This window comes from Actinoplanes flavus (assembly GCF_017592555.1).
Lineage (GTDB): Bacteria > Actinomycetota > Actinomycetes > Mycobacteriales > Micromonosporaceae > Actinoplanes > Actinoplanes flavus.
Genome location: NZ_JAGFNS010000001.1, coordinates 183094 through 204404, shown reverse-complemented (window position 1 = coordinate 204404; position 21311 = coordinate 183094). Strand labels below are relative to the sequence as shown.

Sequence of the window (21311 nt, the reverse complement as noted above, 5' to 3'; positions counted from 1 at the left end):
GCGGTCAATCCGGTCATGTCAATCACCGACGGTGAAGGCGTGTTATCACGGGAGTGCCCGACTCGTCCCAGCTTTGATCCACACGTAATACCGGCACGTGTCCCCGCATGCGACACTGTGCGCATGCGGCGTCTCGTGTTCTCGACCATCGTGGCTTTCGGTCTCGTGATGGTCGGCTCCTCCGGTGCGTCCGCCGACGACCCGACGCCGGCCCCCACGGTCAGCGCGAAGGCGACGCCGGGCAAGAAGCTCTGCAAGATCGGCGATCCCAACCTGTCCGAGATCTCCGGCCTGGTGGCGACCAAGTCGGGTTACGTCGCCGTCAACGACGGCGCCGACGACAGCGGCGCCGGCCGGGAGCAGGTCTTCTTCCTCAACAACCAGTGCAAGGTCGTCGACAAGGTCGCGTTCAGCGGCTCCGGCCCGGCGGACACCGAGGACATCGTGCTCTCGCCCGACGGCGAGACCCTGTGGATCGCGGACACCGGCGACAACGGCGTCCGTGACTCGCCGCCCGACCCGCGGCCCACCGTCGGTCTGTGGAGCATGAAGGCGGACGGTTCGGACAAGCCGAAACTCCACCGCCTCAGCTACCCGAACGGGGACGCGCACGACGCCGAGGCGCTGCTCCTCAATGGCGACGGCACCCCGCTCATCGTGACCAAGGAGATCGGCAAGCCGGCCGGCATCTACCAGCCGACGGCGGCGCTCAAGGTCAACAACTCCAGCGGCGTGCCGATGAAGCGGGTCGGCGAGATCACCCTCTCGGCCACCGAGACCGCCGGCAACCGGGTCGCCCGGATCGGCAACAAGACCATCACCGGCGGGGCGATCGCCCCGGGCGGGGGCAGGGTCGTCCTGCGGACGTACACCGACGCCCTCGAATGGGACGTGACCAACGGTGACGTGCTGAGCGCCCTGAAGAAGGTGCCGAGGACCACCGGCCTGCCCAACGAGCAGTTCGGTGAGGCGATCTCGTACTCGGCGGACGGCAAGACCTTCCTCACCATCTCGGACATGAGCGGTGACACCGCCACCGCCAACCACATCCGGCAGTACACGCCGGCCACCGAACTCGCCAAGAAGTCGGACAAGCAGGGAAGCGACACCACGGGCACGCCGTGGTACTACTCGCCCGACAACTTGATGTACGCGGTGGGCGGTGTCGGTCTGCTCGGCCTGCTCCTGGTCGGCGCCGGCGTCTTCGGCATCGTCCGGTTCCGCAAGTCGCCGCAGGCGACCGGCCCGCTCGACGACGCCCTGCCCGGCGGCCTCGACAAGGACGACCCGGAGACCGAGCTGATCGGGGTCGGCGGAGCGCCCCGGGGCACCGCGGCCTACGGCTCCGGCCGTCCCGGTGGCGGCGGCCCGGTCTACGGCGCCGGGTCCGGCCCGGCCCCCGGCGGCCCCCAGTACGGCCGCCCCGCCGGTCAGCCGCCCGCCCGCGGCCCGCAGCAGCAGCCTCCGCGTGGTCCGCAGCAGGCCCCGCGTGGTCCGCAGCCGCAGCCCGCGCGTGGCCCCCAGCAGCAGCCTCCGCGCGGTCCCCAGCAGCAACCGCCGCGTGGCCCGCAGCAGGCCCCGCGTGGTCCGCAGCAGCAGCCACCCCGTGGTCCGCAGCCGGCTCCCGGCCGTGGTCCGCAGCAGGCGCCCGGCCGCGGCCCGGGCCAGGTGCCGCCGCGTAACCCGCAGCAGCCTCCGCGTGGTCCGCAGCAGCAGCCGCCCGGTCGTGCTCCGCAGCCGCCCGGCGGCGGTAGCGGCGTCTACGGCGGCCAGCCGCAACCGCGCGGGCCCCAGCAGGGCCCGGGCATGTATGGCGGCGGCCGCCCACCGGGCCCCGACAACCGCTAGTCCCTCGGCTCGACGAAAAGCCGGCCCCGTCGCGGGGCCGGCTTTTCGTCGTTTCGTCGCCTGCCGACGGCGCGCGTGGTTTTCGCCGCCCGCGGGCGGCGGCGGGTCAGGCCGGGCGCACTTCCCGCCCCCGGGGCGGGTCAGACCGGGCGTGTTTCCCGCTTGCGGGCGGTGCGCGGGTCAGGCCGGGCGTTTCCCGCCCCCGGGGTGGGTCAGACCAGGCGTTGCCGCCCGCGGCGGGTCAGAGCGGGTGCGTTTCCCGCTTGCGGGCGGTGGGCGGGTCAGACGCGGCGCAGGACGGCCACCACGCGGCCCATGATGGTCGCGTCGTCGCCCGGGATCGGATCGAAGGCCGGGTTGGCCGGCATCAGCCAGACGTGCCCGTCCCGCTGGCGGTAGCTCTTCACCGTCGCCTCGCCGTCGATCATCGCGGCCACGATGTCGCCCGCCTCGGCGTTGGGCTGCTGGCGGACCACCACCCAGTCGCCGTTGCAGATCGCCGCGTCGATCATCGAGTCGCCCTTGACCTCCAGCATGAAGACGTCGCCCTCGCCGACCAGCTCGCGCGGCAGCGGGAAGAAGTCCTCCACGGCCTGCTCGGCCAGGATCGGGCCACCGGCGGCGATCCGGCCGACCAACGGCACGTACGCCGGCTGCGGCCGGGCGGCCCGTAGGGCCTCGTCGTCGACCAGGTCGCCGGGCGCCCGCACGTCCACGGCGCGGGGCCGGTTGGGGTCGCGCCGGAGGTATCCCTTGCTCTCCAGAGCCTTCAACTGGTACGCCACGCTGGACGGCGAGACCAGGCCGACCGCTTCGCCGATCTCGCGGACGCTGGGCGGGTAACCGTACTTCTCCACCCAGTCACGGATGAACTCGAGAATGCGGCGCTGCCGGGCGGTGAGGTCGGTGGCCACCACCTCGGGCAGGTGGCCGACCGGTGTGACCGCGCGTAACTGGGGTGCCTCGGGACCGCGGGATCGGCTCGTCGTCCGCCGCCGGGCGGTCTCGGTCTTCCTGGTCTGCTGCTGTCGGCTCGTGCGGTCGTCGGTCGACACGTCCGCCCTCCCTGTCGGCCAGTGCCTCGTCGGCACGTGGTGCGTCGCGGAGCCGGGGGCAACGCCGTGGGGATGGCGTTTGTCCGGCTGACCCCTCTTGACGGAGAACCTAATGGTCAGGTGCGACATATTCAAACATCTGTACGAGATTTCCCCGGCGTGTCGCTCCCGGACGCTCGACTTCCGTACCCCTGTTCTGATAGACCGTCGTACGGACGTTCTATCGAACGGGTGTCCTAGAGGGGGGATCGCCATGACCGTCAGTGGTGCGCGACACGTCGGGCCTCCGTTGCGGCTCACGCGGCGTGGCCGGGTGGTGCTGCTCGGTGTCTTCTTCGCCATGGTGGCCCTGGCGAGTGTCGTGCTCTTCACTACGGCTTCTCCGGCCTGACCTGGCCGTCCCGGGTGTCCCCGGTTGATCTCCGTCGGGTGTCCCGCCCGATTTTCCGGCGCGTCGCGCGGCCCGTTCCGGCTGCCGCGCGTGATCGTGAGATCACCTGCGGTGGTGGGGTGTGATCCCCGGCGCGTCGGCACGTCGCTGAGCTTGCATCGGCGTCCGCCGGGGCCTAGCGTCTACCCCAACATCTAGTGGTTACACTGATGCAAGTTGTCCACAGGTTGGGTTTCTTTCTCCCTGGTTATCCACATGCCATCCACAGCGTTACCAGTCGTTCCGACACCGGTTCCGCTGTGTTTCGGCGTGCCCGGAGTCCGTCGAGAAGGGGCCGAAGGGAGATCGCGGTGCGCTGCCCGTACTGTCGCCATGCCGATTCGCGCGTGGTCGACTCGCGCGAGGCCGACGACGGTCAGTTGATCCGTCGCCGCCGGGCGTGCCCCGAGTGCGGCAAGCGCTTCACGACCGTCGAGGAGGCGGTCCTCGCGGTCGTCAAGCGCAGCGGCGTCACCGAGCCCTTCAGCCGGACGAAGATCATGAGCGGGGTGCGCAAGGCCTGTCAGGGCCGGCCCGTCGACGAGGACTCCATCGCTCTGCTCGCGCAGAGGGTGGAGGAGACCGTCCGGGCGCGTGGCGCCGCCGAGATCCCCAGCCACGAGGTGGGCCTGGCGATCCTCACGCCGTTGCGTGAGCTGGATCAGGTGGCCTATCTCCGGTTCGCCAGCGTGTACAAGTCCTTCGACTCTCTCGACGAATTCGAGAAGGAGATCGCCGCGCTGCGCGACGCCGTTCCCGTCCGGGAAGCCGGGACGCGACACGCTGTCGCGCCACGGTCCGGGGGACGCGCACCCAAGCTCAACGGCTGAGACGCCGGCAGCGGCCGATCTCAGCCTGACGCACTTCTATCCGACACACCTGTAGCGGTACCTACGAGGGGGAGCACATCCATATGGCCGGAGACGGCATCACTGCAGGTCGTCAGCGCAGCCGGGCGAACGGCGGCGGCGGCGCGGCGGCCGGGGGGCTGCGAGTGGAGCGGGTCTGGACGACCGAGGGCGTTCACCCGTACGACGAGGTCGAGTGGGAACGCCGCGACGTCGTCATGACGAACTGGCGCGACGGCTCGATCAACTTCGAGCAGCGCGGCGTGGAGTACCCCGCGTTCTGGAGCGTGAACGCGGCGAACATCGTCACGACCAAGTACTTCCGTGGCGCCGTGGGTACCCCGGAGCGGGAGTGGTCGCTGAAGCAGCTGATCGACCGCGTCGTCCAGACCTACCGCAAGGCGGGCGAGGAGCACGGCTACTTCGCCAGCGCGGCCGACGCCGAACTGTTCGACCACGAGCTGACGTGGATGCTGCTGCACCAGGTGTTCAGCTTCAACTCGCCGGTCTGGTTCAACGTCGGCACCAAGTCGCCGCAGCAGGTCAGCGCCTGCTTCATCCTCTCCGTGGACGACTCGATGGACTCGATCCTCGAGTGGTACAAGGAGGAGGGCCTGATCTTCAAGGGCGGCTCCGGCTCGGGTGTCAACCTGTCCCGCATCCGCTCCTCCAAGGAACTGCTGTCCTCCGGCGGCACCGCCAGCGGTCCGGTCAGCTTCATGCGCGGCGCCGACGCCAGCGCCGGCACCATCAAGTCCGGCGGCGCCACCCGGCGCGCGGCCAAGATGGTCATCATCGACGTCGACCACCCCGACGTGGAGGAGTTCGTCTGGACCAAGGCGCGCGAGGAGAACAAGATCCGCGCGCTGCGGGACGCCGGCTTCGACATGGACCTGGGCGGCGCCGACATCGTCAGCGTCCAGTACCAGAACGCCAACAACTCGGTGCGGGTCAGCGACGAGTTCATGCGGGCGGTCGAGGAGGGCGGCACGTTCGCGCTCCGTGGCCGGCTGAACGGCGAGGTGATCGAGGAGATCGACGCCAAGAAGCTGTTCCGCGACATTGCCCAGGCCGCCTGGGAGTGCGCCGACCCCGGCCTGCAGTACGACGACACCATCAACGACTGGCACACCAACCCCGAGACCGGCCGCATCACCGCGTCCAACCCGTGCTCGGAGTACATGTCGCTGGACGACTCGTCCTGCAACCTGGCCTCGCTGAACCTGATGAAGTTCCTCAAGGCCGACGGCGGCTTCGAGGTGGAGAAGTTCGTCAAGAGCGTCGAGTTCATCATCACCGCGATGGACATCTCGATCTGCTTCGCCGACTTCCCGACCGAGAAGATCGGGGTCACCACCCGCGCCTACCGTCAGCTCGGCATCGGGTACGCGAACCTCGGCGCCCTGCTCATGGCGTCCGGCCTGCCGTACGACTCGGAGGGCGGTCGCAGCGTCGCCGCGGCCATCACCTCGCTGATGACCGGCACCGCGTACCGCCGCTCCGCCGAGCTGGCCGGTGTCGTCGGCGCGTACGACGGCTACGCCCGTAACGCCGAGGCGCACCAGCGCGTCATGCGCAAGCACGCCGCCGCCAACGACGAGATCCGCCCGCAGGGCGCCGTCGCGGGCGAGATCGTCCGCGAGGCGACCCGCCAGTGGCAGAACGGCAACAAGATCGGCGCGAAGAACGGCTGGCGCAACGCCCAGGCGTCGGTGCTCGCCCCGACCGGCACCATCGGCCTGATGATGGACTGCGACACCACCGGCATCGAGCCCGACCTGGCCCTGGTCAAGTTCAAGAAGCTGGTCGGCGGCGGCTCCATGCAGATCGTCAACCAGACCGTCCCGCGGGCCCTGCGCAGCATCGGCTACCCCGAGGAGCAGGTCGAGGCGATCGTCGAGCACATCGCCGAGCACGGCAACGTCGTCGACGCGCCCGGCCTCAAGCCGGAGCACTACGCGATCTTCGACTGCGCCATGGGCGAGCGGGTGATCTCCCCGATCGGCCACGTCAAGATGATGGCCGCGGTGCAGCCGTTCATCTCCGGCGCCATCTCCAAGACGGTCAACATGCCGGAGACGGCGACCGTCGAGGAGATCGAGGACATCCACTTCCAGGGCTGGAAGCTGGGCCTCAAGGCGCTCGCGATCTACCGCGACAACTGCAAGGTCGGGCAACCGTTGTCGGCGGCGAAGAAGTCTGTCGCCGTTGACGCACCCGTGGCTGCGCAGCCCGAGAAGGCGGTCGAGAAGGTCGTCGAGAAGGTCATCGAGTACCGGCCGGTCCGCAAGCGGCTGCCGAAGAAGCGCCCGTCGGAGACGGTCTCCTTCTCGGTCGGCGGCGCCAAGGGCTACCTCACCGCGTCGTCCTACCCGGACGACGGCCTCGGCGAGGTCTTCCTGAAGATGTCGAAGCAGGGTTCCACCCTGGCCGGGGTGATGGACGCCTTCTCGGTCGCCATCTCGATAGGTCTTCAGTACGGCGTGCCGCTGGAGACGTACGTCGGGAAGTTCACCAACATGCGCTTCGAGCCGGCCGGCATGACCGACGACTCGGACGTCCGCATGGCCTCCTCGGTGATGGACTACATCTTCCGTCGCCTGGCGCTGGACTTCCTGCCCTACGAGACCCGCGCTGAGCTGGGCATCTTCACGGCGAAGGAGCGCACCGCGCAGGCCGCCGCCGAGGCCGCCGCGGAAGCGGCCGCCGAGGAGATGGCCGCGATGGCCTCCTCCGCGCCGGTCGTCGCCCCGGTGAGTTCCGCCAAGGTGACGGTGGCCGAGGTCAAGGCCGCGTCGGCTCCGGAGAAGGAGACCCCGGTCTCCGCCGGGTCCTCCACCGAGCTGCTGGAGATCGTCACCGGTCACGCCGCCGACGCGCCGCTCTGCTTCACCTGCGGCACGAAGATGCGCCGCGCCGGAAGCTGCTACGTCTGCGAGGGCTGCGGCTCCACCTCCGGTTGCAGCTGACCCGGAGTCATGACGGCGATGCCTCCCATCCGATGCGGGTGGGAGGCATCGCCGCCTTCAGGGGTCCGGCGCCGAGGCTCGCCACGCCCCGAACCCATCCGCCGATCGGCCACATCCGACAATGTCCGTCTACGGGGGTCATGGAGGCATCCGGATGGGAAGGAGAGCGGGATGGGCCGGCCCGAGGATCTGCAGGCGGAGGCGCGTTCGGTGCTCGCGCTGCTGGAGCCCCTGGGGCCGCTGCTGCCGACCGGCAGCTACGTCTCAGGGCTCATGGTGTGGCGCGACCTCGATGTGATGCTGGCCGGGGGCCCGGAGTTCGGCCCGGGTGACGTCGTCGCCCTGCTCGGGCGCGCGGTCGCCATCCCCGGGCTGACCGGTTTCACCTACACCGACGAGCGGGGCGACCGGTCACCGACCGGCAAGCCGCGGGACGAGCGCTACCACGTCACCCTCACCGTGGGCGAGTGGCGCGTCGACCTGTCGATCTGGCTGCACGACGACCACGCCGACGGCGCCGAGTGGCACCGTGAGCTGGCCGGCCGGCTCGGCGACGAGGAGCGGCAGGCCATTCTCGCGATCAAGAACGTGTGGCATCAGCGTCCGGAGTACCCCGACGAGGTGAGTGGCTTCGACATCTACACGGCGGTGCTGGAGCACGGGGTGCGGACCGCGGTGGAGTTCGGCGTCTGGCTGCGTACCGAGCGGACCACCCGCTGACGTCCACTGTCTAGTGGGAGCCGAGGAAGTCGGTGATCACCCCGGCCAGGGCGGCCGGCTGCTCGATCACCATGGCGTGCGAGGCGTCGGCCAGCGACAGGTGGCGCAGGTGCGGCACGGCCCGCGCCTGCTCCACCAGGAACCGGCGGTGAGCCTCGTACAGCTCGGCGAAGGGCTCCTGTTCGGGCAGGTTGCGGGTGGGCAGCACGACCAGCTCGGGGCAGGTGGTCGCGGCGTACACCGGGGTCAGGTCCAGCTCGTTCATCGCGGTCCGCAGCTGGGCGGTGAGCTCGGCCGACGGGCGGATCGAGGTGTCACCGTGCTGGTGGACGAGGTTGCGCCGGAAGGCCTCGATCCACACCTTCTCGTTGGCGCCCATGTCGCGGGCCGCCATCTGCTGCCGCTCCACCAGATCGGGCAGCTGGTCGGCCGGGATCACCTGGCCGGCGGCGGCCTGCATGGCGTCGAAGACCGCGTGCAGCCGGGCCAGCTCGGCCGTCGCCTTCTCCGGGTCGAGCCCGGGCAGCTGCTCGGGCCTGGTCGGCGGCGGGTTGCCGTCGAGGCTCACGATGCCCGGGGACTCCGGGTGGCGTTGACCCCACAGCGCGGCCAGCATGCCGCCGAGCGAATGGCCGACCACCGCCGGCCGCTCCAGCTCCAGCTGGACGCAGACGGCGGCCAGGTCGCCGAGGGCGGCCTCCCACGTCCAGGAGCCGTCGGCGGAGCGGCCGTGCCCTCGCAGGTCGAGGGTGACCACCCGGTGGTGCGGGCGCAGCGCCCGGGCCAGCGTGGTCATGTGCGCCAGGTTGCCCCCGGCGCCGTGCAGGAGCAGCAGCGGCGGCTGGTCGCCGCCGAAGTCGCGGACGGCCAGCTGAACCTCGCCGGCGTCGATCAGTCGGTCGTTGATCATGAGGACTCCTCGGTGGGAGGGTTGTCGCGAAGTCGGTCGCGGATGGCGGAGACGGGCACGCCACCGTCCGGATGGCGGGGCAGGCGACCCCGGCGCACCAGGTCGTGCACACCCTGCCGGCTGATGCCCAGCATCGCGCCGGCGGTGGACAGGGACACCGTGGTCGCGAACGGGTGACCGACCCGGCGGGCCACGACGCGGCCGAGCGGGGTGCGCCACCAGTCGGCCGGTGGATGGAAGGCGTGATCGTCGGAATAGAGCGTGCCGATCAGCCGGGCGATCACGTGGACGGCCGCCGCGTCGTCGTCGCCCTCCAGCACGCGGGTCCACTCGAGCACCCGGTGGCGCAGGAGCGGGCGGACCGCGTCACCCGGCCGGGCGTCCTCCAGGAGGATCTCCAGCGGGTCGAACAGGCGGTTGTCCAACAGGCGGAACAGCTGCCCGGCGAGGTCCATGAGGCCATCCTGTCCCTACTTGACAGCAAGTGTCAAGCGATAGCATTCCGGGCGTGGAACCGGCCCCGCGTCCGTTGACCGAACCTCATCCCAGCCGTCTGGCGCCGGACCATCCGCGCCGTTCGGAGATCCTCGCCGCCCACGCCGCGGCCCTGGCCGGCGGTCAGCCCGGTTACCTGGATCCGGTTTCCGGGTTATTCGTTCTGACCGCCGGTTTCCTGGCTGAGCGCGGCACCTGCTGTACCCGAGGCTGCCGTCACTGTCCGTACGTGACCGACGCGTGATCACCCTCTTCCGCTGCCACCGGGCCGCCCAGTACGGTGTGTCCGCTCGTTCCCCGGGAAGGATCGCTTAGTGCGTACGCGTTTGGCTCTGCTCGGCGCCGTGGTGTTGCTCGCCGCCGCGGGCTGCCAGAACGGTGGGGACACCACCGTGGTCACCGCGTCGGCTCCGGCCGAGGAGATCGTGGAGGAGCCCGCGGCGGCGGCCGGCGGGGCCTGCATCCTGTGGGATTACGAGCTCATCGAGCAGACCACCGGTGTGCGTTTCGCGGTGGCCGCCTCGGACCAGGTGCAGGACACGTCGAGCTGTGTGGTGCAGACGCTGGAGGCCGCCTGGCCGGATCTGACGCTGTCGGTGGTGGAGACCACGAAGGCGAACGCCGACATCTTCCTGAGCGAGCGGATGCCGGCGAAGGCGACGAAGCTGAGTGGCCTGGGGCGTGCCGGTTACCGGCTCACCATGAAGGCCACCGCGGCCCACGGGCCGGCCGTGGAGATCGGCTGGCTCAGCGAGGCCAAGCAGCTTCAGACGTTGCGCTTCACCTTCGCCAAGGACGCGCCGGCGGCCGAGGTGAAGGACATGAACGCGAAGCTGCTCGAACTCGCCAAGGCCCTGAGCACCACCAACGGCTAGCGGGCGGCGACGAACACCCGGGACGCCACCTCGCGCGGCAGCCGGATCTTGTCGCCGGAGCGGTCGATGGTCACGCCGTCGCGCTCCTGCGCCACGGTCACCGTCGTGCCCGGGTTGATGCCGGCGGCGTGCAGCTGGCGCAGCACGTCCGAGTTGGTCTGCACGCTCTCGCAGATGCGGCGGATCTCGACGCTGCCGCTCAGGCCGGGGAAGGCGAGGTTGCGCTCGCCCCGGGTGAGGACCTCGGCGGCGTCGTCCACGGCGCCGAGCTGTTCGAGGCCGGGGATCGGGTTACCGTACGGTGAGCGGGTCGGCTTGTTGAGCAGCTCGTAGACCCGCTTCTCGACGGAGTCGCTCATCACGTGCTCCCACCGGCAGGCCTCCTCGTGGGCCTCCTCGTAGGGCATGCCGATGACGTTGACGAGCAGCAGCTCGGCGAGGCGGTGCTTGCGCATGACCGCGACGGCGCTGGTGCGGCCCAGCTCGGTCAGGACGAGATGACGGTCGCCCTCGACGGTGAGCAGGCCGTCCCGTTCCATCCGGGCGACGGTCTGGCTGACCGTGGGACCGCTCTGATGCAGGCGCTCGGCGATCCGGGCGCGAAGTGCGGGCACACCCTCTTCCTCGAGCTCGAGGATGGTGCGAAGGTACATCTCGGTGGTATCGACGAGATCGTTCACGATGCGGTCCTCCCAGCAGCGATAATAACGCGTTGCGGGGGGTTGACCTCCGCCCCGGACAGGTGCCGTCCGACCCTACCCGACGCCGGAACACCTGTGCTAACGGCACGTCGCGCCCGTCCGGGGGACGGTGTCACATGGCAGCATGACGGTCATGGCGGACGACGTGGCGGCGGTGGTCTGGGACAGTGCCCTGCTGGACTATGACATGGGCGACCATCCGCTCAATCCGGTGCGAGTGGAACTCACCATGGCACTCGCCCGCGAATTAGGCGTTCTGGACCGTCCCGGCGTTCAGATGATCACTCCCGAGCCGGCCAGTGATCTCGATCTCACCCGGGTGCACCGCGCCGACTATCTGGACGCCGTCCGTCTCGCCCCGATAGATCCTTTCTTCACGGGCTGGGGACTGAACACACCGGACAACCCCGTCTTCGACGACATGCACCAGGCCTCCGCCCGGATCTGCGGCGCCACCCTGGCCGCCGCGCAGGCCGTCTGGCACGGTGCGGCCCGTCGTGCGGTCAACGTGGCCGGTGGGCTGCACCACGCCATGCCGGCCCGGGCCGCCGGATTCTGCGTCTACAACGACCCGGCGGTGGCGATCGCCTGGCTGCTGGAGAACGGGGCGCGGCGGGTGGCGTACATCGACGTCGACGTGCACCACGGCGACGGGGTGCAGGCCGCCTTCTACGACGACCCACGAGTGCTCACGGTGAGCCTGCACGAGACCCCGCTGGCGCTGTTCCCCGGCACCGGGTTCGCCGACGAGATCGGTGGGCCGAACGCCGAGGGCACCGCGGTCAACGTGCCGCTGCCACCGTCCACCGGCGACGCCGGATGGCTGCGGGCCTTCCACGCGATCGTCCCGTCGGTGGTCCGCGCCTTCGCCCCGGAGATCATCGTCAGCCAGTGCGGCGCCGACGCCCACCGGCTCGACCCGCTCGCCGACCTGCGGCTGTCGGTGGACGGCCAGCGCGCCGCGTACATCGCCATGCGGGCCCTGGCCGACGAGGTCTGCGACGGTCGCTGGGTGGCCACCGGCGGCGGAGGGTACGCCCTGGTCGAGGTGGTGCCCCGGGCCTGGGCGCACCTGCTCGCGGTGGTCACCGGCGACCCGTTGCCCCCGCAGACCCGGATCCCGCAGCCGTGGCGTGCGCTGGCCGGGTCCCGCCGGCCGGGGACCACCGTCCCGGAGACGATGACCGACGGGGCCGAGCCACCGGTCGAGCCCTGGCCGGGGACCAGCGAGGACGCCGTGGACCGGGCGATCCTCGCCACCCGTACGGCGGTCTTCCCGCTGCACGGCCTGGACCCGCACGACCCCCGGGACTGACGGTGGAACGCAGCGCGGACGTCCTGCTCTCCGACGGCACCACGGCACATCTGCGCCGGATCCGGCCGGAGGACGCGCCGGCCATCGTGGACTTCCACTCCCGGATGAGCGACCGGACCCGGTACCTCCGCTACTTCTCGCCGTACCCCCGGATCCCGGAACGCGACCTGCACCGGTTCGTGAACGTCGACCATCGCGACCGGGAGGCGTTCGTCACCGTCGCCGGCGGCCGGATCACCGCGGTCGGCCGGTACGAACGGCTCGGCCCGGACTCACCGGAGGCCGAGGTCGCCTTCGTGGTGGAGGACGCGCTCCAGGGCCGGGGCATCGGCTCGGTGCTGCTGGAGCATCTCGCCGACGCGGCCCGCGAGCACGGCATCACCCGGTTCGTGGCCGAGGTGCTGCCGGAGAACAGCGGCATGCTGCGGGTCTTCGGCGACTCCGGCTACCAGGTGCAGCGCCGCTACGCCGACGGAGTGGTCCACCTGGGCTTCCCGATCGAGCCGACCGAGAAGTCCCGTGAGGTGCAGGAGTCCCGCGAGCACGTCACGGAGGCCCGGTCGATCGCCCGGCTGCTGGCGCCCCGGGGCATCGCCGTCTACGGCGCCAGCGCCACCGGCCACGGGATCGGCGCGCACATCCTGGGCAACCTGCGCGACGGCGGCTACACCGGCGAGATCGTCCCGGTGCATCCGTCCGCCGAGCGGGTGGCCGGGCTCACCGCGTACCGGAAGGCCTCGGAAGCCGGTGTCCCGATCGACCTGGCCCTGATCGCCGTGCCCGCGGACCGGGTCGCCGAGGCCGGGCGCGACGCGGCCCGCGCCGGAGCGGGCGGCGCGGTGGTGGTCTCGGCCGGCTTCGCCGAGACCGGCCCGGACGGCGCCGCCCAGCAGCGCGGCCTGATCGAGGCCGCGCGGGCCGCGGGGTTGCGCGTGGTGGGCCCGAGCAGCTTCGGGATCGCCAACACCGACCCCGGGGTACGCCTGAACGCCACCCTCTCCCCGCGCCTGCCGACCGCCGGGCGGGTCGGCTTCTTCAGCCAGAGCGGCGCGCTCGGCGTGGCGCTGCTGGCCGAGGCCGACCGCCGAGGTCTGGGCCTGTCCAGCTTCGTGTCGGCCGGCAACCGCGCCGACGTCTCCGGCAACGACCTGCTCCAGTACTGGCAGGACGACCCCGGCACCGACGTGGTGCTGCTCTACCTGGAGACCTTCGGCAACCCGCGCAAGTTCGCCCGCCTGGCCCGCCGGATGAGCCGGGTCAAGCCGGTGGTGGCGGTGGCCTCGGCGACCCGCCCGCCCGGTCTGGCCGGCGACACGCCCGGCCCGGACGCGCACGCGGTGACCGCCCTGTTCGCCCGCTCCGGCGTCATCCGGGTCGACACGGTGCAGGAGCTCTTCGACGTCGGCATGATCCTGGCCCACCAGCCGCTGCCGGCCGGCCGGCGGGTCGCCGTGGTCGGCAACTCGTCGGCGCTCGCCGAGCTGGCCGTGGTCGCCTGCCGGTCGGCCGGTCTTCTGGTGGCCGACGGCTACCCGCTGGACACCGGTCCGGACGCCGGCGCGCACGATCTCGCCGACGCGCTGGCCGACGCGGCCGTCGACGACCGGGTGGACGCGCTGCTGGTGGTCTTCGCCCCGCCGGTGCCCGGCCGGCACGCCGACGAGGACGCCGACTTCGCCGCGGCCCTGGCGAGCGTGGCCCTGGCCGGGGAGAAGCCGACCGTCGCGACGATGGTCTTCGGGCAGGCCCCGCCGCGGGTGCCCGGCTATCCGTCGGTCGAGGAGGCGGTCCGCGCGCTGTCCCGGGTGGCCGACTACGCCGACTGGCTGCGGCGCCCACCGGGCGTGCTGCCCGAGCTGTCCGGCGTGGATCCGGTGGCCGCCGAGACCGCGGAGGACCCGGCCGGGCTGCTGGCCGCCTACGGCATATCGGTGGTGCCGGCGGTGCGGGCCGGTGACGGGGACGCGGCGGTCGCCGCGGCGGCCGAGCTGGGCTATCCGGTCGCCCTCAAGGCGGCGGGCGGTGCGTTGCGCCATCGGATCGACCTCGGCGCGGTGCGCCTCGGCCTGTCCGGAGAGGAGGGGGTACGCGCGGCGTACCGCGAACTGGCCGGCGCCTTCGGTCCGGACGTGCTGGTGCAGACCATGGTGCCGCCGGGCGTCGCCTGTGTCGTCGAGATGGTCGAGGACCCGGCGTTCGGCCCGGTGATCGGTTTCGGGCTCGGCGGTGTGGCCAGTGAGCTGCTCGGCGATCTGGCCTGGCGGGCCGCGCCGCTCACCGACCGCGCGGCCGAGGCGCTGGTCGACGAGCCCCGGGCGGCCCCGCTGCTGCACGGCTACCGTGGCTCCACGCCGGTGGACCGGGCCGCCCTGATCGACCTGCTGCTGCGGGTGGGCCGGCTGGCCGACGAGCACCCGCGGGTCCGGTCGCTGACCCTGAACCCGGTGCTGGCCCGGCCGGACGGCTGGACCGTCCTGCACGCGGCCGTCGAGTTCGGTGACCCGGGGGCGCGGCCGGACACCGGCCCCCGGAGGTTGCGGAGGGTCTGAGGATCAGCCGGCGTAGGCCTCGAGGCGGGAGGCCCGCTCCGGGTCACGCAGCTTCAGCATGGTGACCTTCTCGATCTGGCGGATCCGCTCGCGGCTCAGGCCGAACTCGCGGCCCACCTCGTCCAGGGTGCGCTGGCGGCCGTCGTCCAGGCCGAAGCGCAGCCGGATCACCGCGGACTCCCGCTCGGAGAGGGTGCTGAGCACGATCTCCACCTCGCTGCGCAGTTCGCCCTGGGTGTGGCCCTCGCCGGGCACGTTCGGGTCGACGGCGGCCACGAAGTCGCCGAGGGCGCTCTCGCCGTCCTCGCCGACCGCCTGGTCCAGGCTCACCGGCTCCCGGTCGTACGAGATCAGCTCGATGACCTGGAACTCGGGCACGTCCATGGCCTTGGCGATCTCGGCGATGCTCGGCTCGCGGCCGATCGTGGCGGCCAGGTCGCGGCGGCAGCGGACCATGCGGTTGACCTGCTCGACCATGTGCACCGGGATGCGGATGGTGCGGGCCTGGTCGGCCATGGCGCGGGTGATGGCCTGCCGGATCCACCAGGTGGCGTACGTGGAGAACTTGTAGCCCTTGGTGTAGTCGAACTTCTCGACGGCGCGGATCAGGCCGAGGTTGCCCTCCTGGATCAGGTCGAGGAACGCCATGCCCCGTCCCGTGTACCGCTTCGCGATGCTGACCACCAGGCGCAGGTTCGCCTCCAGCAGGTGGTTCTTCGCGGCCTTGCCCTCGGTGACGATGACCCGCAGCAGGGGCGCCAGGTCGGCGGGCGCCGACGGCAGCTTCTCCTCGGCGTACAGGCCGGCCTCGATGCGCTTGGAGAGCGTCACCTCCTCGACGGCGGTGAGCAGCCGGGTCCGGCCGATGCCGTTGAGGTAGGCGCGGACCAGGTCGGCCGAGACGCCCCGCTCGTCGGTCGCGTCCAGGTCGGCCAGCGTCTCGACTTCGTCGGTCACGATGTCCTCGACGACCGTGGACTCCGACGCCTTCATCTCCAGGACCACTTTGAGTCCCCTCCCCGCGATAACGTCTCGTGCGAACCAGCCGCTGCGTGCCGGTGTGAGGGCTAGCTTCGTCCGAGGCGCGTTAAGCGGAGGTGAGGCCAGCGTCCAGGTGGCATGAATCGGGGAGAACCCTGTGGTCGTCAAGCCGACAACCCGGGCGTTCGAGGCACCGGGACACTTGCCGCAGGCCGATAATGTGCTTGGCCCTAGGAGGGGATCTGCGTGGTCTTCAAGAAGATGTTGCAAGCGCTCGGCGTCGGTGGGCCGTCGGTCGACACCGTGCTGACCAACCCCAACACCTATCCGGGCGGCTTCCTCGAGGGGCACGTCCACGTGGTCGGCGGCGACCACGCGGTGGATATCGAATATGTGGCGATCGCCCTGACCACCCGGGTCGAGGTGGAGAGCGGCGACAGTGAGTACCAGTCGAACCAGGAGTTCCAGCGGCAGCGGCTGACCGGTTCGTTCAAGCTCGAGCCGGGCGTGCGTCACGACGTGCCGTTCCGCTTCGAGGTGCCGTGGCAGACCCCGATCACCGAGGTGTACGGGCAGCATCTGCACGGCATGACGATGGGTCTCGCCACCGAGCTGGAGGTGGCCCGCGCCGTCGACAAGTCGGATCTCGACACGGTCGCCGTGCATCCGCTGCCGGCCCAGGAGCGCATCCTCAACGCGCTGCTCCAGATCGGTTTCCGGTTCAGCAAGGCCGACGTGGAGAAGGGCCGGGTCTACGGGGTGGAGCAGCACCTGCCGTTCTACCAGGAGATCGAGTTCTACCCGCCGCCGCAGTACGCGAGCGGCATCAACCAGCTGGAGCTGACCTTCCTGCCCACGCCGCAGAAACTCCAGGTGGTGCTGGAGCTGGACAAGCGCGGCGGCGTCTTCACCGAGGGGCACGACGCGTTCGGCAGCTTCGACGTCGACTACGCCACCGCCGACCAGGTGGATTGGGTGTCGCGCCTGGACCAGTGGCTGCGCCAGTCGGCCTCCCGCCGGGGGCTGTTCTTCTAGAGCTCCAGCAGGACCGTGCAGGGTCCCACGTTCACACTCTCCACCAGCATGTGCGCCCGGAAGCGGCCGGTCTCGACCGTCGCTCCCCGGGCGCGCAGTGCTTTCACGTACTCCTCGACGAGCGGCTCGGCGATCTCGGCCGGCGCGGCCGCGCTCCAGCTCGGGCGGCGGCCCTTGCGGGCGTCGCCGTAGAGGGTGAACTGGCTGACCACCAGGACCGGCGCGCCCACGTCGGCGGCCGACCGGTCGTCCAGCACCCGCAGCTCCCAGGTCTTGCGGGCCAGTTCGGCGGCCTTGGCCGGGGTGTCGTCGTGGGTGACCCCGACCAGGACCAGCAGACCGTCCTCGATCTTGCCGACCACCTCGTCGCCGACCGTCACACTCGCCCGGCTCACCGTCTGTACCACTGCGCGCATGACCGTGGACGGTACCGGAGCCCGACCTGCCATCATGAGGGCGTGACGTTCTCCCTGCCGGTCCCGGCCGAAGCCAACGACCTCCTGAACCGCGACCCGCTCGCCGTGACCCTGGGTATCGTGCTGGACCAGCAGATCACCCTGGAGAAGGCGTTCACCTCGCCGTGGGTGCTGGCGCAGCGGCTGGGGCACGAGCCGACCGCCACCGAGATCGCCGACTTCGACCCCGACCGGCTGATCGCGATCTTCGCCGAGCCGCCGGCCCTGCACCGGTTCCCCAAGGCGATGGCGGTGCGGGCCCAGGAGGTGTGCCGGATCATCGCCGACCAGTACGCCGGCGACCCCGCGAACCTGTGGCGCGACGCGAAGACCGGCGCCGAGCTGTACCGCCGGATCCTCGCCCTGCCCGGCTTCGGCAAGCAGAAGGCGCAGATCTTCGTGGCGCTGCTCGGCAAGCTCTACGACGTGCGGCCGGAGGGCTGGCGGGAGGCGGCCGGCGGCTACGGCGAGGAGGGGTCGTACCGGTCGGTGGCCGACATCGTCGACGCCGACTCGCTGGCCCGGGTGCGCGCCTACAAGAAGCAGGCCAAGGCCGAGGCGAAAGCGGCCAAGGAGGCCTGAGGTCCCGACCCGGTGGGCGGGACGGCCCGTCCGGTGCGAGGATGGCGGGGTCGATCGGAGACCTCGCGTGAAGAGACACCCGGAGCGTCCGGTGTTGATCACCGACGCCGCCACCAGCCAGGAGGACCAGCTCCGCAGCCGGCAGATCCGCTACGTCACCATGATGTCGGTGCGTGCCGGATGCCTGATCCTCGGCGCGATCCTGATCAGCGCCCGGGTCCCGTTGCTCCCGCTGTGGCTGGCCCTCTGCGCGCTCGGCATGGTCCTCCTGCCCTGGATGGCGGTGCTGATCGCGAACGACCGGCCACCCAAGAGCAAGGCCGAGCGGGCCGCCGACGCCGCGGCCCGGGAGGACACCCGGCGCGCCCTCACCCAGCCGGCCCCCGAGCCGGACCACATCACCATCGACGCCGAGGTGGTCGAGGAGACGCGAGGCCGCACCGACTGATCTCGGCGGCGCGCCGCCGGCTTCGCGTCTCCGCCCAGCCCCGATCGGGTACGCCGTACGCGCACCCGATCGTCGAAAGAGGCGGGCCGGCCGGCCGGGTGAGCCCTGCACGGGTCCCGCCCGTCGGCCGCACCCGGCCGTTCAGCGGATCGCCGGCCGCGCCCCGGCTCCGGACACCGCGGTCGCCCCCAGCACGGTGCCCGCCCGCAGCGACGCCTCCGGCCCGGCGCCCGAGCACCACGCCGCGAGCAGCCCGGCCGCGAAGGCGTCACCCGCGCCGGTGGGATCCCGCACCGCCGCCGCCTCGGCCGCCACCGGGAAGGCGCCGTCCGGCCCGTGCCAGAGCGCCCCGTCCGCGCCGCGTTTGACGACCACGTTGCGGACCTGCCGGGCGAGCCGTTCCGCCTGTTCGGCGGGACTGCCCGGCCCGGCGAGCACCTCGGCCTCGGCGGCGTTGCACAGGAGCAGGTCGATTCCCCGTACCCAGGCCAGGAAGAGATCGGCCCCGACGTCGCGCAAGGGGGCCGCCGAGGCCGCGTCGACGCTCACCGTGAGTCCTCTCGCGGCCGCGGCGGTGAGGGCGGCGAGGCCCGCCGGGCGCGACCCGGAGTGCAGCAGGGGATAGCCGGAGAGATGCAGGTGGCCGTCGGCCGGCACGGCCGTGACCGCCGCGGTGACGTGGTCCGGATCGAGCAGCAGCGACGCGCCCCGATCGGTGATCATGGTGCGTTCGGCGGCCTGGGTGAGCACCACCACGCTGCCGGTCGCGGCGTCCGGATGGACCCGGACGGCGCAGGACACCCCGGCCGCCTCCAGTTCGGCGACCCGGTCCCGGCCGGCCTGGTCGTCGCCGACCGCCGCGACCAGGGTGACCGCCCGGCCGGCGTGGGCCAGCCAGGCGGCCGTGTTCGCGGCCTGGCCGCCACCGGCGATCCGGATCGTCGCGTCGGTGTCCGAGCCGGCCCGGATCGGCCCGTGGTGCTCGACCAGGACGTCGGTGACCAGATCGCCGACGATCACCAGACCCCGGCCGGCCCGGGGAGACGTCCCGGGCGCCCGGAGACCAGCCGGGGAGCCGGCCGGATCCGTCCGGCGGGCCGCGGTCACGCCGGGACGGCGAATCCGACCGGCGCGGACGACCCGCTGCTGGTGGCCACCGCGATCCGCGCGGCCAGCGCGGCGTTGCGCAGGATGATCCGGATGTTGACCGCCAGGCTCCGGCCCTCGGTGCTGGAGTGGAAGTGGCCGAGCAGGAACGGCGTGACCGCCTTGCCGGTGATGTTCTGCTCGGCGAGCAGGTTCAGGCCGGTCGCCAGGGTCCGGTCGTGCAGTGCCGGGTCCAGCTGCTCGTCGGTGGGCAGCGGGTTGGCCAGCACCAGCGCCCCCTCGGAGACGCCCTGCTCGGCCCGGGCCCGGATGAAGTCGGCCACCTGCTCCGGCGAGTCCAGCTGCCAGTCCAGGTCGAAGCCGCCGTCGGTGATGAAGAAGCCGGGGAAGCGCCGGGTGCGGAAGCCGGCCACCGACACGCCCAGCGTCTCCAGCCGCTCCAGGGTGGCGCCCACGTCGAGGATCGACTTGACCCCGGCGCAGACCACCACGATGGGGGTACGGGCAAGCGCCGTGAGGTCGGCCGACTCGTCGTACGTGACGTTCGCCTCGCGGTGCACCCCGCCGAGGCCGCCGGTGGCGAACACCCCGATGCCCGCGGCCGCGGCGATCGCGCTGGTGGCCGCCACCGTGGTCGCCCCGTCGGCGCGCCGGGCCGCGGCGACGGCCAGGTCCCGCACCGAGAGCTTGGCCACCGACTCGGCCGACGCCAGCCGCTCGACCTGATGGTCCTCCAGCCCGACGATCACCTCGCCGCCGATCATGCCGATGGTGGCCGGGACCGCGCCGTTGTCCCGGACGGCCTGTTCGATCTCCCGGGCCACCCGGATGTTGTCGGGGTGCGGCAGGCCGTGGGAGATGATCGTGCTCTCCAGCGCCACCACCGGCCGGCCGTCCCGGCGGGCACGGGTCACATGCTCGCCGTATCGAATCGCGAAGTCAGTCGTCACGCTGGTTACCGTACGGGCCGGACCCCCTGCGTTGTCGTTGGACCGACCAGGCGTGAGGTGTCAGACTTGGCCGCTGAGGCTTTGCTGATTTCCCGAAGGGCAGATAACCGTGAGCACCCAGATCCTGGAGCGTCCGGAGACCCGTGACGCCGACACCGGGCCGGAGATGTTCCATTACGTCCGCAAAGAGAAGATCGCTGAGAGTGCCGTCATGGGCACCTATGTGATCGCTCTCTGCGGCGAGACCTTCCCGGTGACCAAGTCGCCGAAGCCGGGGTCGCCCGTCTGCCCCCAGTGCAAGGAGATCTACGAAGCCATGAAGGCCTGATCCGGGCGTGACGGGCGGAAACGCACTGCTCGTCGCGGACCTGATCGGTGTGGCGGTGTTCGCCGCCTCGGGCGCCTCGGCCGCCGTCGCGAAACGACTCGACCTGTTCGGTGTCGCGTTCGTCGGCTTCGCGGCCGCGCTCGGTGGTGGCATCCTGCGCGACCTGGTGATCGGCGCGGCGCCCCCGCTGGCGTTCGCCGACTGGCGCTACGCGGTGACCGCGGTGGCCGCCTCGGTCGCGGTCTTCTGGCTGCACCCGGCGCTGCACCGGGTGCGGCGCAGCGTGCTGGCGCTGGACGCCGCCGGCCTGGGCCTGTTCACCGTGACCGGCACGCTCAAGGCGCTCGACGTCGGCGTCCCGGAGGTGGGCGCCTGTCTCGTGGGGATGCTCACAGCAATCGGCGGGGGCCTGACCCGCGACCTGCTCACCGGGCAGATCCCGGCGGTCCTGCAACGAGAGATCTACGCGGTGGTCGCGCTCGGCGGCGCCGTGCTGGTGGCGGTCCTGCACCGGTTCCAGCTCACCGGCCTGCTGCCGCTGGCCGTCTCCGCGGCCCTGATGACGGGGGTCCGGCTGCTCGCTCTCCACCGCCGCTGGTCGGCTCCGGTGGCGGCGCCGTAGACCCGCTCCGCAACCTCACGTGGCTATGCTGAAGCCCGCCTCCGCGCCTCTCATCGCGGGGGTTTTTCCATGGAGAAGGGATCACCGC

The 21311-nt window shown here is 71.5% G+C and carries 22 protein-coding genes; 14 read left to right on the top strand and 8 right to left on the bottom strand.

Features of this window, described 5'->3' with window-relative positions; translation table 11 throughout:
- Nucleotides 1–123 precede the first annotated feature (123 nt).
- A complete protein-coding gene (locus tag J5X75_RS00990) occupies nucleotides 124–1848 on the top strand; it encodes a hypothetical protein (RefSeq protein WP_208465219.1) in 1725 nt (574 codons plus the stop codon).
- Nucleotides 1849–2129: 281 nt separating this feature from the next.
- Here J5X75_RS00990 and lexA read toward each other — a convergent pair whose 3' ends face one another.
- Nucleotides 2130–2903 (bottom strand): transcriptional repressor LexA, encoded by a 774-nt coding sequence (lexA, locus tag J5X75_RS00985; protein WP_208465218.1) that lies wholly within the window; start codon nucleotides 2901–2903, stop codon nucleotides 2130–2132.
- 253 nt (nucleotides 2904–3156) lie between these two features.
- Here lexA and J5X75_RS00980 point away from each other — a divergent pair, with 253 nt between their 5' ends.
- From J5X75_RS00980 to J5X75_RS00965, 4 genes are all read left to right on the top strand, one after another.
- On the top strand, nucleotides 3157–3294 hold the full coding sequence (locus J5X75_RS00980) for a hypothetical protein (protein WP_208465217.1): 138 nt from the start codon (nucleotides 3157–3159) through the stop codon (nucleotides 3292–3294).
- A 350-nt stretch (nucleotides 3295–3644) separates the two neighbouring features.
- Nucleotides 3645–4163 (top strand): transcriptional regulator NrdR, encoded by a 519-nt coding sequence (gene nrdR / locus J5X75_RS00975; RefSeq protein ID WP_183216288.1) that lies wholly within the window; start codon nucleotides 3645–3647, stop codon nucleotides 4161–4163.
- A gap of 83 nt (nucleotides 4164–4246) precedes the next feature.
- Nucleotides 4247–7150, top strand: coding sequence for a vitamin B12-dependent ribonucleotide reductase (locus J5X75_RS00970; protein ID WP_208465216.1), 2904 nt, complete (start codon nucleotides 4247–4249; stop codon nucleotides 7148–7150).
- A 171-nt stretch (nucleotides 7151–7321) separates the two neighbouring features.
- Entirely contained in the window at nucleotides 7322–7870 is a 549-nt protein-coding gene (locus tag J5X75_RS00965) for a hypothetical protein (protein ID WP_208465215.1), read from the top strand.
- A gap of 10 nt (nucleotides 7871–7880) precedes the next feature.
- On the opposite strand, the gene J5X75_RS00960 is transcribed toward J5X75_RS00965, so the two are convergent.
- A complete protein-coding gene (locus tag J5X75_RS00960; RefSeq protein ID WP_208465214.1) occupies nucleotides 7881–8780 on the bottom strand; it encodes an alpha/beta fold hydrolase in 900 nt (299 codons plus the stop codon).
- Entirely contained in the window at nucleotides 8777–9235 is a 459-nt protein-coding gene (locus J5X75_RS00955) for a MerR family transcriptional regulator (protein ID WP_208465213.1), read from the bottom strand. Before J5X75_RS00955 ends, J5X75_RS00960 begins: the two co-directional genes overlap by 4 nt.
- A 44-nt stretch (nucleotides 9236–9279) precedes the next feature.
- Between J5X75_RS00955 and J5X75_RS00950 the strand changes: the two genes are divergently transcribed.
- The gene (locus J5X75_RS00950; RefSeq protein ID WP_307797899.1) at nucleotides 9280–9519 is read left to right on the top strand and encodes a DUF5522 domain-containing protein; all 240 of its coding nucleotides are present in this window, start codon (nucleotides 9280–9282) and stop codon (nucleotides 9517–9519) included.
- A 70-nt stretch (nucleotides 9520–9589) separates the two neighbouring features.
- Nucleotides 9590–10150, top strand: a complete 561-nt coding sequence (locus J5X75_RS00945; protein WP_208465211.1) for a hypothetical protein — start codon at nucleotides 9590–9592, stop codon at nucleotides 10148–10150.
- Here J5X75_RS00945 and J5X75_RS00940 read toward each other — a convergent pair.
- The gene (locus J5X75_RS00940) at nucleotides 10147–10833 is read right to left on the bottom strand and encodes an iron-dependent transcriptional repressor DtxR (RefSeq protein ID WP_307797898.1); all 687 of its coding nucleotides are present in this window, start codon (nucleotides 10831–10833) and stop codon (nucleotides 10147–10149) included. The genes J5X75_RS00945 and J5X75_RS00940 overlap by 4 nt on opposite strands.
- Before the next feature lie 151 nt (nucleotides 10834–10984).
- Between J5X75_RS00940 and J5X75_RS00935 the strand changes: the two genes are divergently transcribed.
- On the top strand, nucleotides 10985–12166 hold the full coding sequence (locus J5X75_RS00935) for an acetoin utilization protein AcuC (RefSeq protein WP_208465209.1): 1182 nt from the start codon (nucleotides 10985–10987) through the stop codon (nucleotides 12164–12166).
- 2 nt (nucleotides 12167–12168) lie between these two features.
- On the top strand, nucleotides 12169–14715 hold the full coding sequence (locus tag J5X75_RS00930; protein ID WP_208465207.1) for a bifunctional acetate--CoA ligase family protein/GNAT family N-acetyltransferase: 2547 nt from the start codon (nucleotides 12169–12171) through the stop codon (nucleotides 14713–14715).
- A 3-nt stretch (nucleotides 14716–14718) separates the two neighbouring features.
- On the opposite strand, the gene sigB is transcribed toward J5X75_RS00930, so the two are convergent.
- A complete protein-coding gene (sigB, locus tag J5X75_RS00925; RefSeq protein ID WP_208465666.1) occupies nucleotides 14719–15708 on the bottom strand; it encodes an RNA polymerase sigma factor SigB in 990 nt (329 codons plus the stop codon).
- Nucleotides 15709–15942: 234 nt separating this feature from the next.
- Here sigB and J5X75_RS00920 point away from each other — a divergent pair, with 234 nt between their 5' ends.
- Nucleotides 15943–16731 carry a sporulation protein gene (locus J5X75_RS00920; RefSeq protein WP_208465206.1) on the top strand — a complete coding sequence of 263 codons (789 nt, stop codon included), beginning with the start codon at nucleotides 15943–15945 and terminating at the stop codon, nucleotides 16729–16731.
- On the opposite strand, the gene dtd is transcribed toward J5X75_RS00920, so the two are convergent.
- Nucleotides 16728–17147: a D-aminoacyl-tRNA deacylase gene (gene dtd, locus J5X75_RS00915; RefSeq protein ID WP_208465204.1), complete on the bottom strand. Its 420-nt coding sequence runs from the start codon at nucleotides 17145–17147 to the stop codon at nucleotides 16728–16730. The genes J5X75_RS00920 and dtd overlap by 4 nt on opposite strands.
- 42 nt (nucleotides 17148–17189) lie before the next feature.
- Here dtd and J5X75_RS00910 point away from each other — a divergent pair, with 42 nt between their 5' ends.
- Both J5X75_RS00910 and J5X75_RS00905 read left to right on the top strand, forming a co-directional pair.
- A complete protein-coding gene (locus tag J5X75_RS00910; protein WP_208465203.1) occupies nucleotides 17190–17768 on the top strand; it encodes an HhH-GPD-type base excision DNA repair protein in 579 nt (192 codons plus the stop codon).
- A gap of 67 nt (nucleotides 17769–17835) precedes the next feature.
- Complete coding sequence (locus tag J5X75_RS00905) at nucleotides 17836–18216, top strand: DUF3099 domain-containing protein (RefSeq protein ID WP_208465202.1); 381 nt, start codon at nucleotides 17836–17838, stop codon at nucleotides 18214–18216.
- A 141-nt stretch (nucleotides 18217–18357) separates the two neighbouring features.
- Here J5X75_RS00905 and J5X75_RS00900 read toward each other — a convergent pair whose 3' ends face one another.
- Together J5X75_RS00900 and J5X75_RS00895 are read right to left on the bottom strand one after the other, a co-directional pair.
- Nucleotides 18358–19239, bottom strand: coding sequence for a carbohydrate kinase family protein (locus tag J5X75_RS00900; RefSeq protein WP_208465665.1), 882 nt, complete (start codon nucleotides 19237–19239; stop codon nucleotides 18358–18360).
- 80 nt (nucleotides 19240–19319) lie between these two features.
- Nucleotides 19320–20273: a pseudouridine-5'-phosphate glycosidase gene (locus J5X75_RS00895; RefSeq protein WP_208465201.1), complete on the bottom strand. Its 954-nt coding sequence runs from the start codon at nucleotides 20271–20273 to the stop codon at nucleotides 19320–19322.
- Between the two features lie 103 nt (nucleotides 20274–20376).
- On the opposite strand from J5X75_RS00895, the gene J5X75_RS00890 reads away from it, so the two are divergent.
- Together J5X75_RS00890 and J5X75_RS00885 are read left to right on the top strand one after the other, a co-directional pair.
- Nucleotides 20377–20601, top strand: coding sequence for a DUF3039 domain-containing protein (locus tag J5X75_RS00890; RefSeq protein WP_183217188.1), 225 nt, complete (start codon nucleotides 20377–20379; stop codon nucleotides 20599–20601).
- A 7-nt stretch (nucleotides 20602–20608) separates the two neighbouring features.
- Nucleotides 20609–21223 (top strand): trimeric intracellular cation channel family protein, encoded by a 615-nt coding sequence (locus tag J5X75_RS00885; RefSeq protein WP_208465200.1) that lies wholly within the window; start codon nucleotides 20609–20611, stop codon nucleotides 21221–21223.
- Nucleotides 21224–21311 lie beyond the last annotated feature (88 nt).

Coding starts and splice junctions, on each gene's coding strand:
- J5X75_RS00955 (WP_208465213.1), bottom strand. CDS start 9,235: ATGGACCTCGCCGGGCAGCTGTTCCGCCTGTTGGACAACCGCCTGTTC.
- J5X75_RS00965 (WP_208465215.1), top strand. CDS start 7,322: ATGGGCCGGCCCGAGGATCTGCAGGCGGAGGCGCGTTCGGTGCTCGCG.
- dtd (WP_208465204.1), bottom strand. CDS start 17,147: ATGCGCGCAGTGGTACAGACGGTGAGCCGGGCGAGTGTGACGGTCGGC.
- J5X75_RS00980 (WP_208465217.1), top strand. CDS start 3,157: ATGACCGTCAGTGGTGCGCGACACGTCGGGCCTCCGTTGCGGCTCACG.
- J5X75_RS00960 (WP_208465214.1), bottom strand. CDS start 8,780: ATGATCAACGACCGACTGATCGACGCCGGCGAGGTTCAGCTGGCCGTC.
- sigB (WP_208465666.1), bottom strand. CDS start 15,708: ATGAAGGCGTCGGAGTCCACGGTCGTCGAGGACATCGTGACCGACGAA.
- J5X75_RS00990 (WP_208465219.1), top strand. CDS start 124: ATGCGGCGTCTCGTGTTCTCGACCATCGTGGCTTTCGGTCTCGTGATG.
- J5X75_RS00935 (WP_208465209.1), top strand. CDS start 10,985: ATGGCGGACGACGTGGCGGCGGTGGTCTGGGACAGTGCCCTGCTGGAC.
- J5X75_RS00970 (WP_208465216.1), top strand. CDS start 4,247: ATGGCCGGAGACGGCATCACTGCAGGTCGTCAGCGCAGCCGGGCGAAC.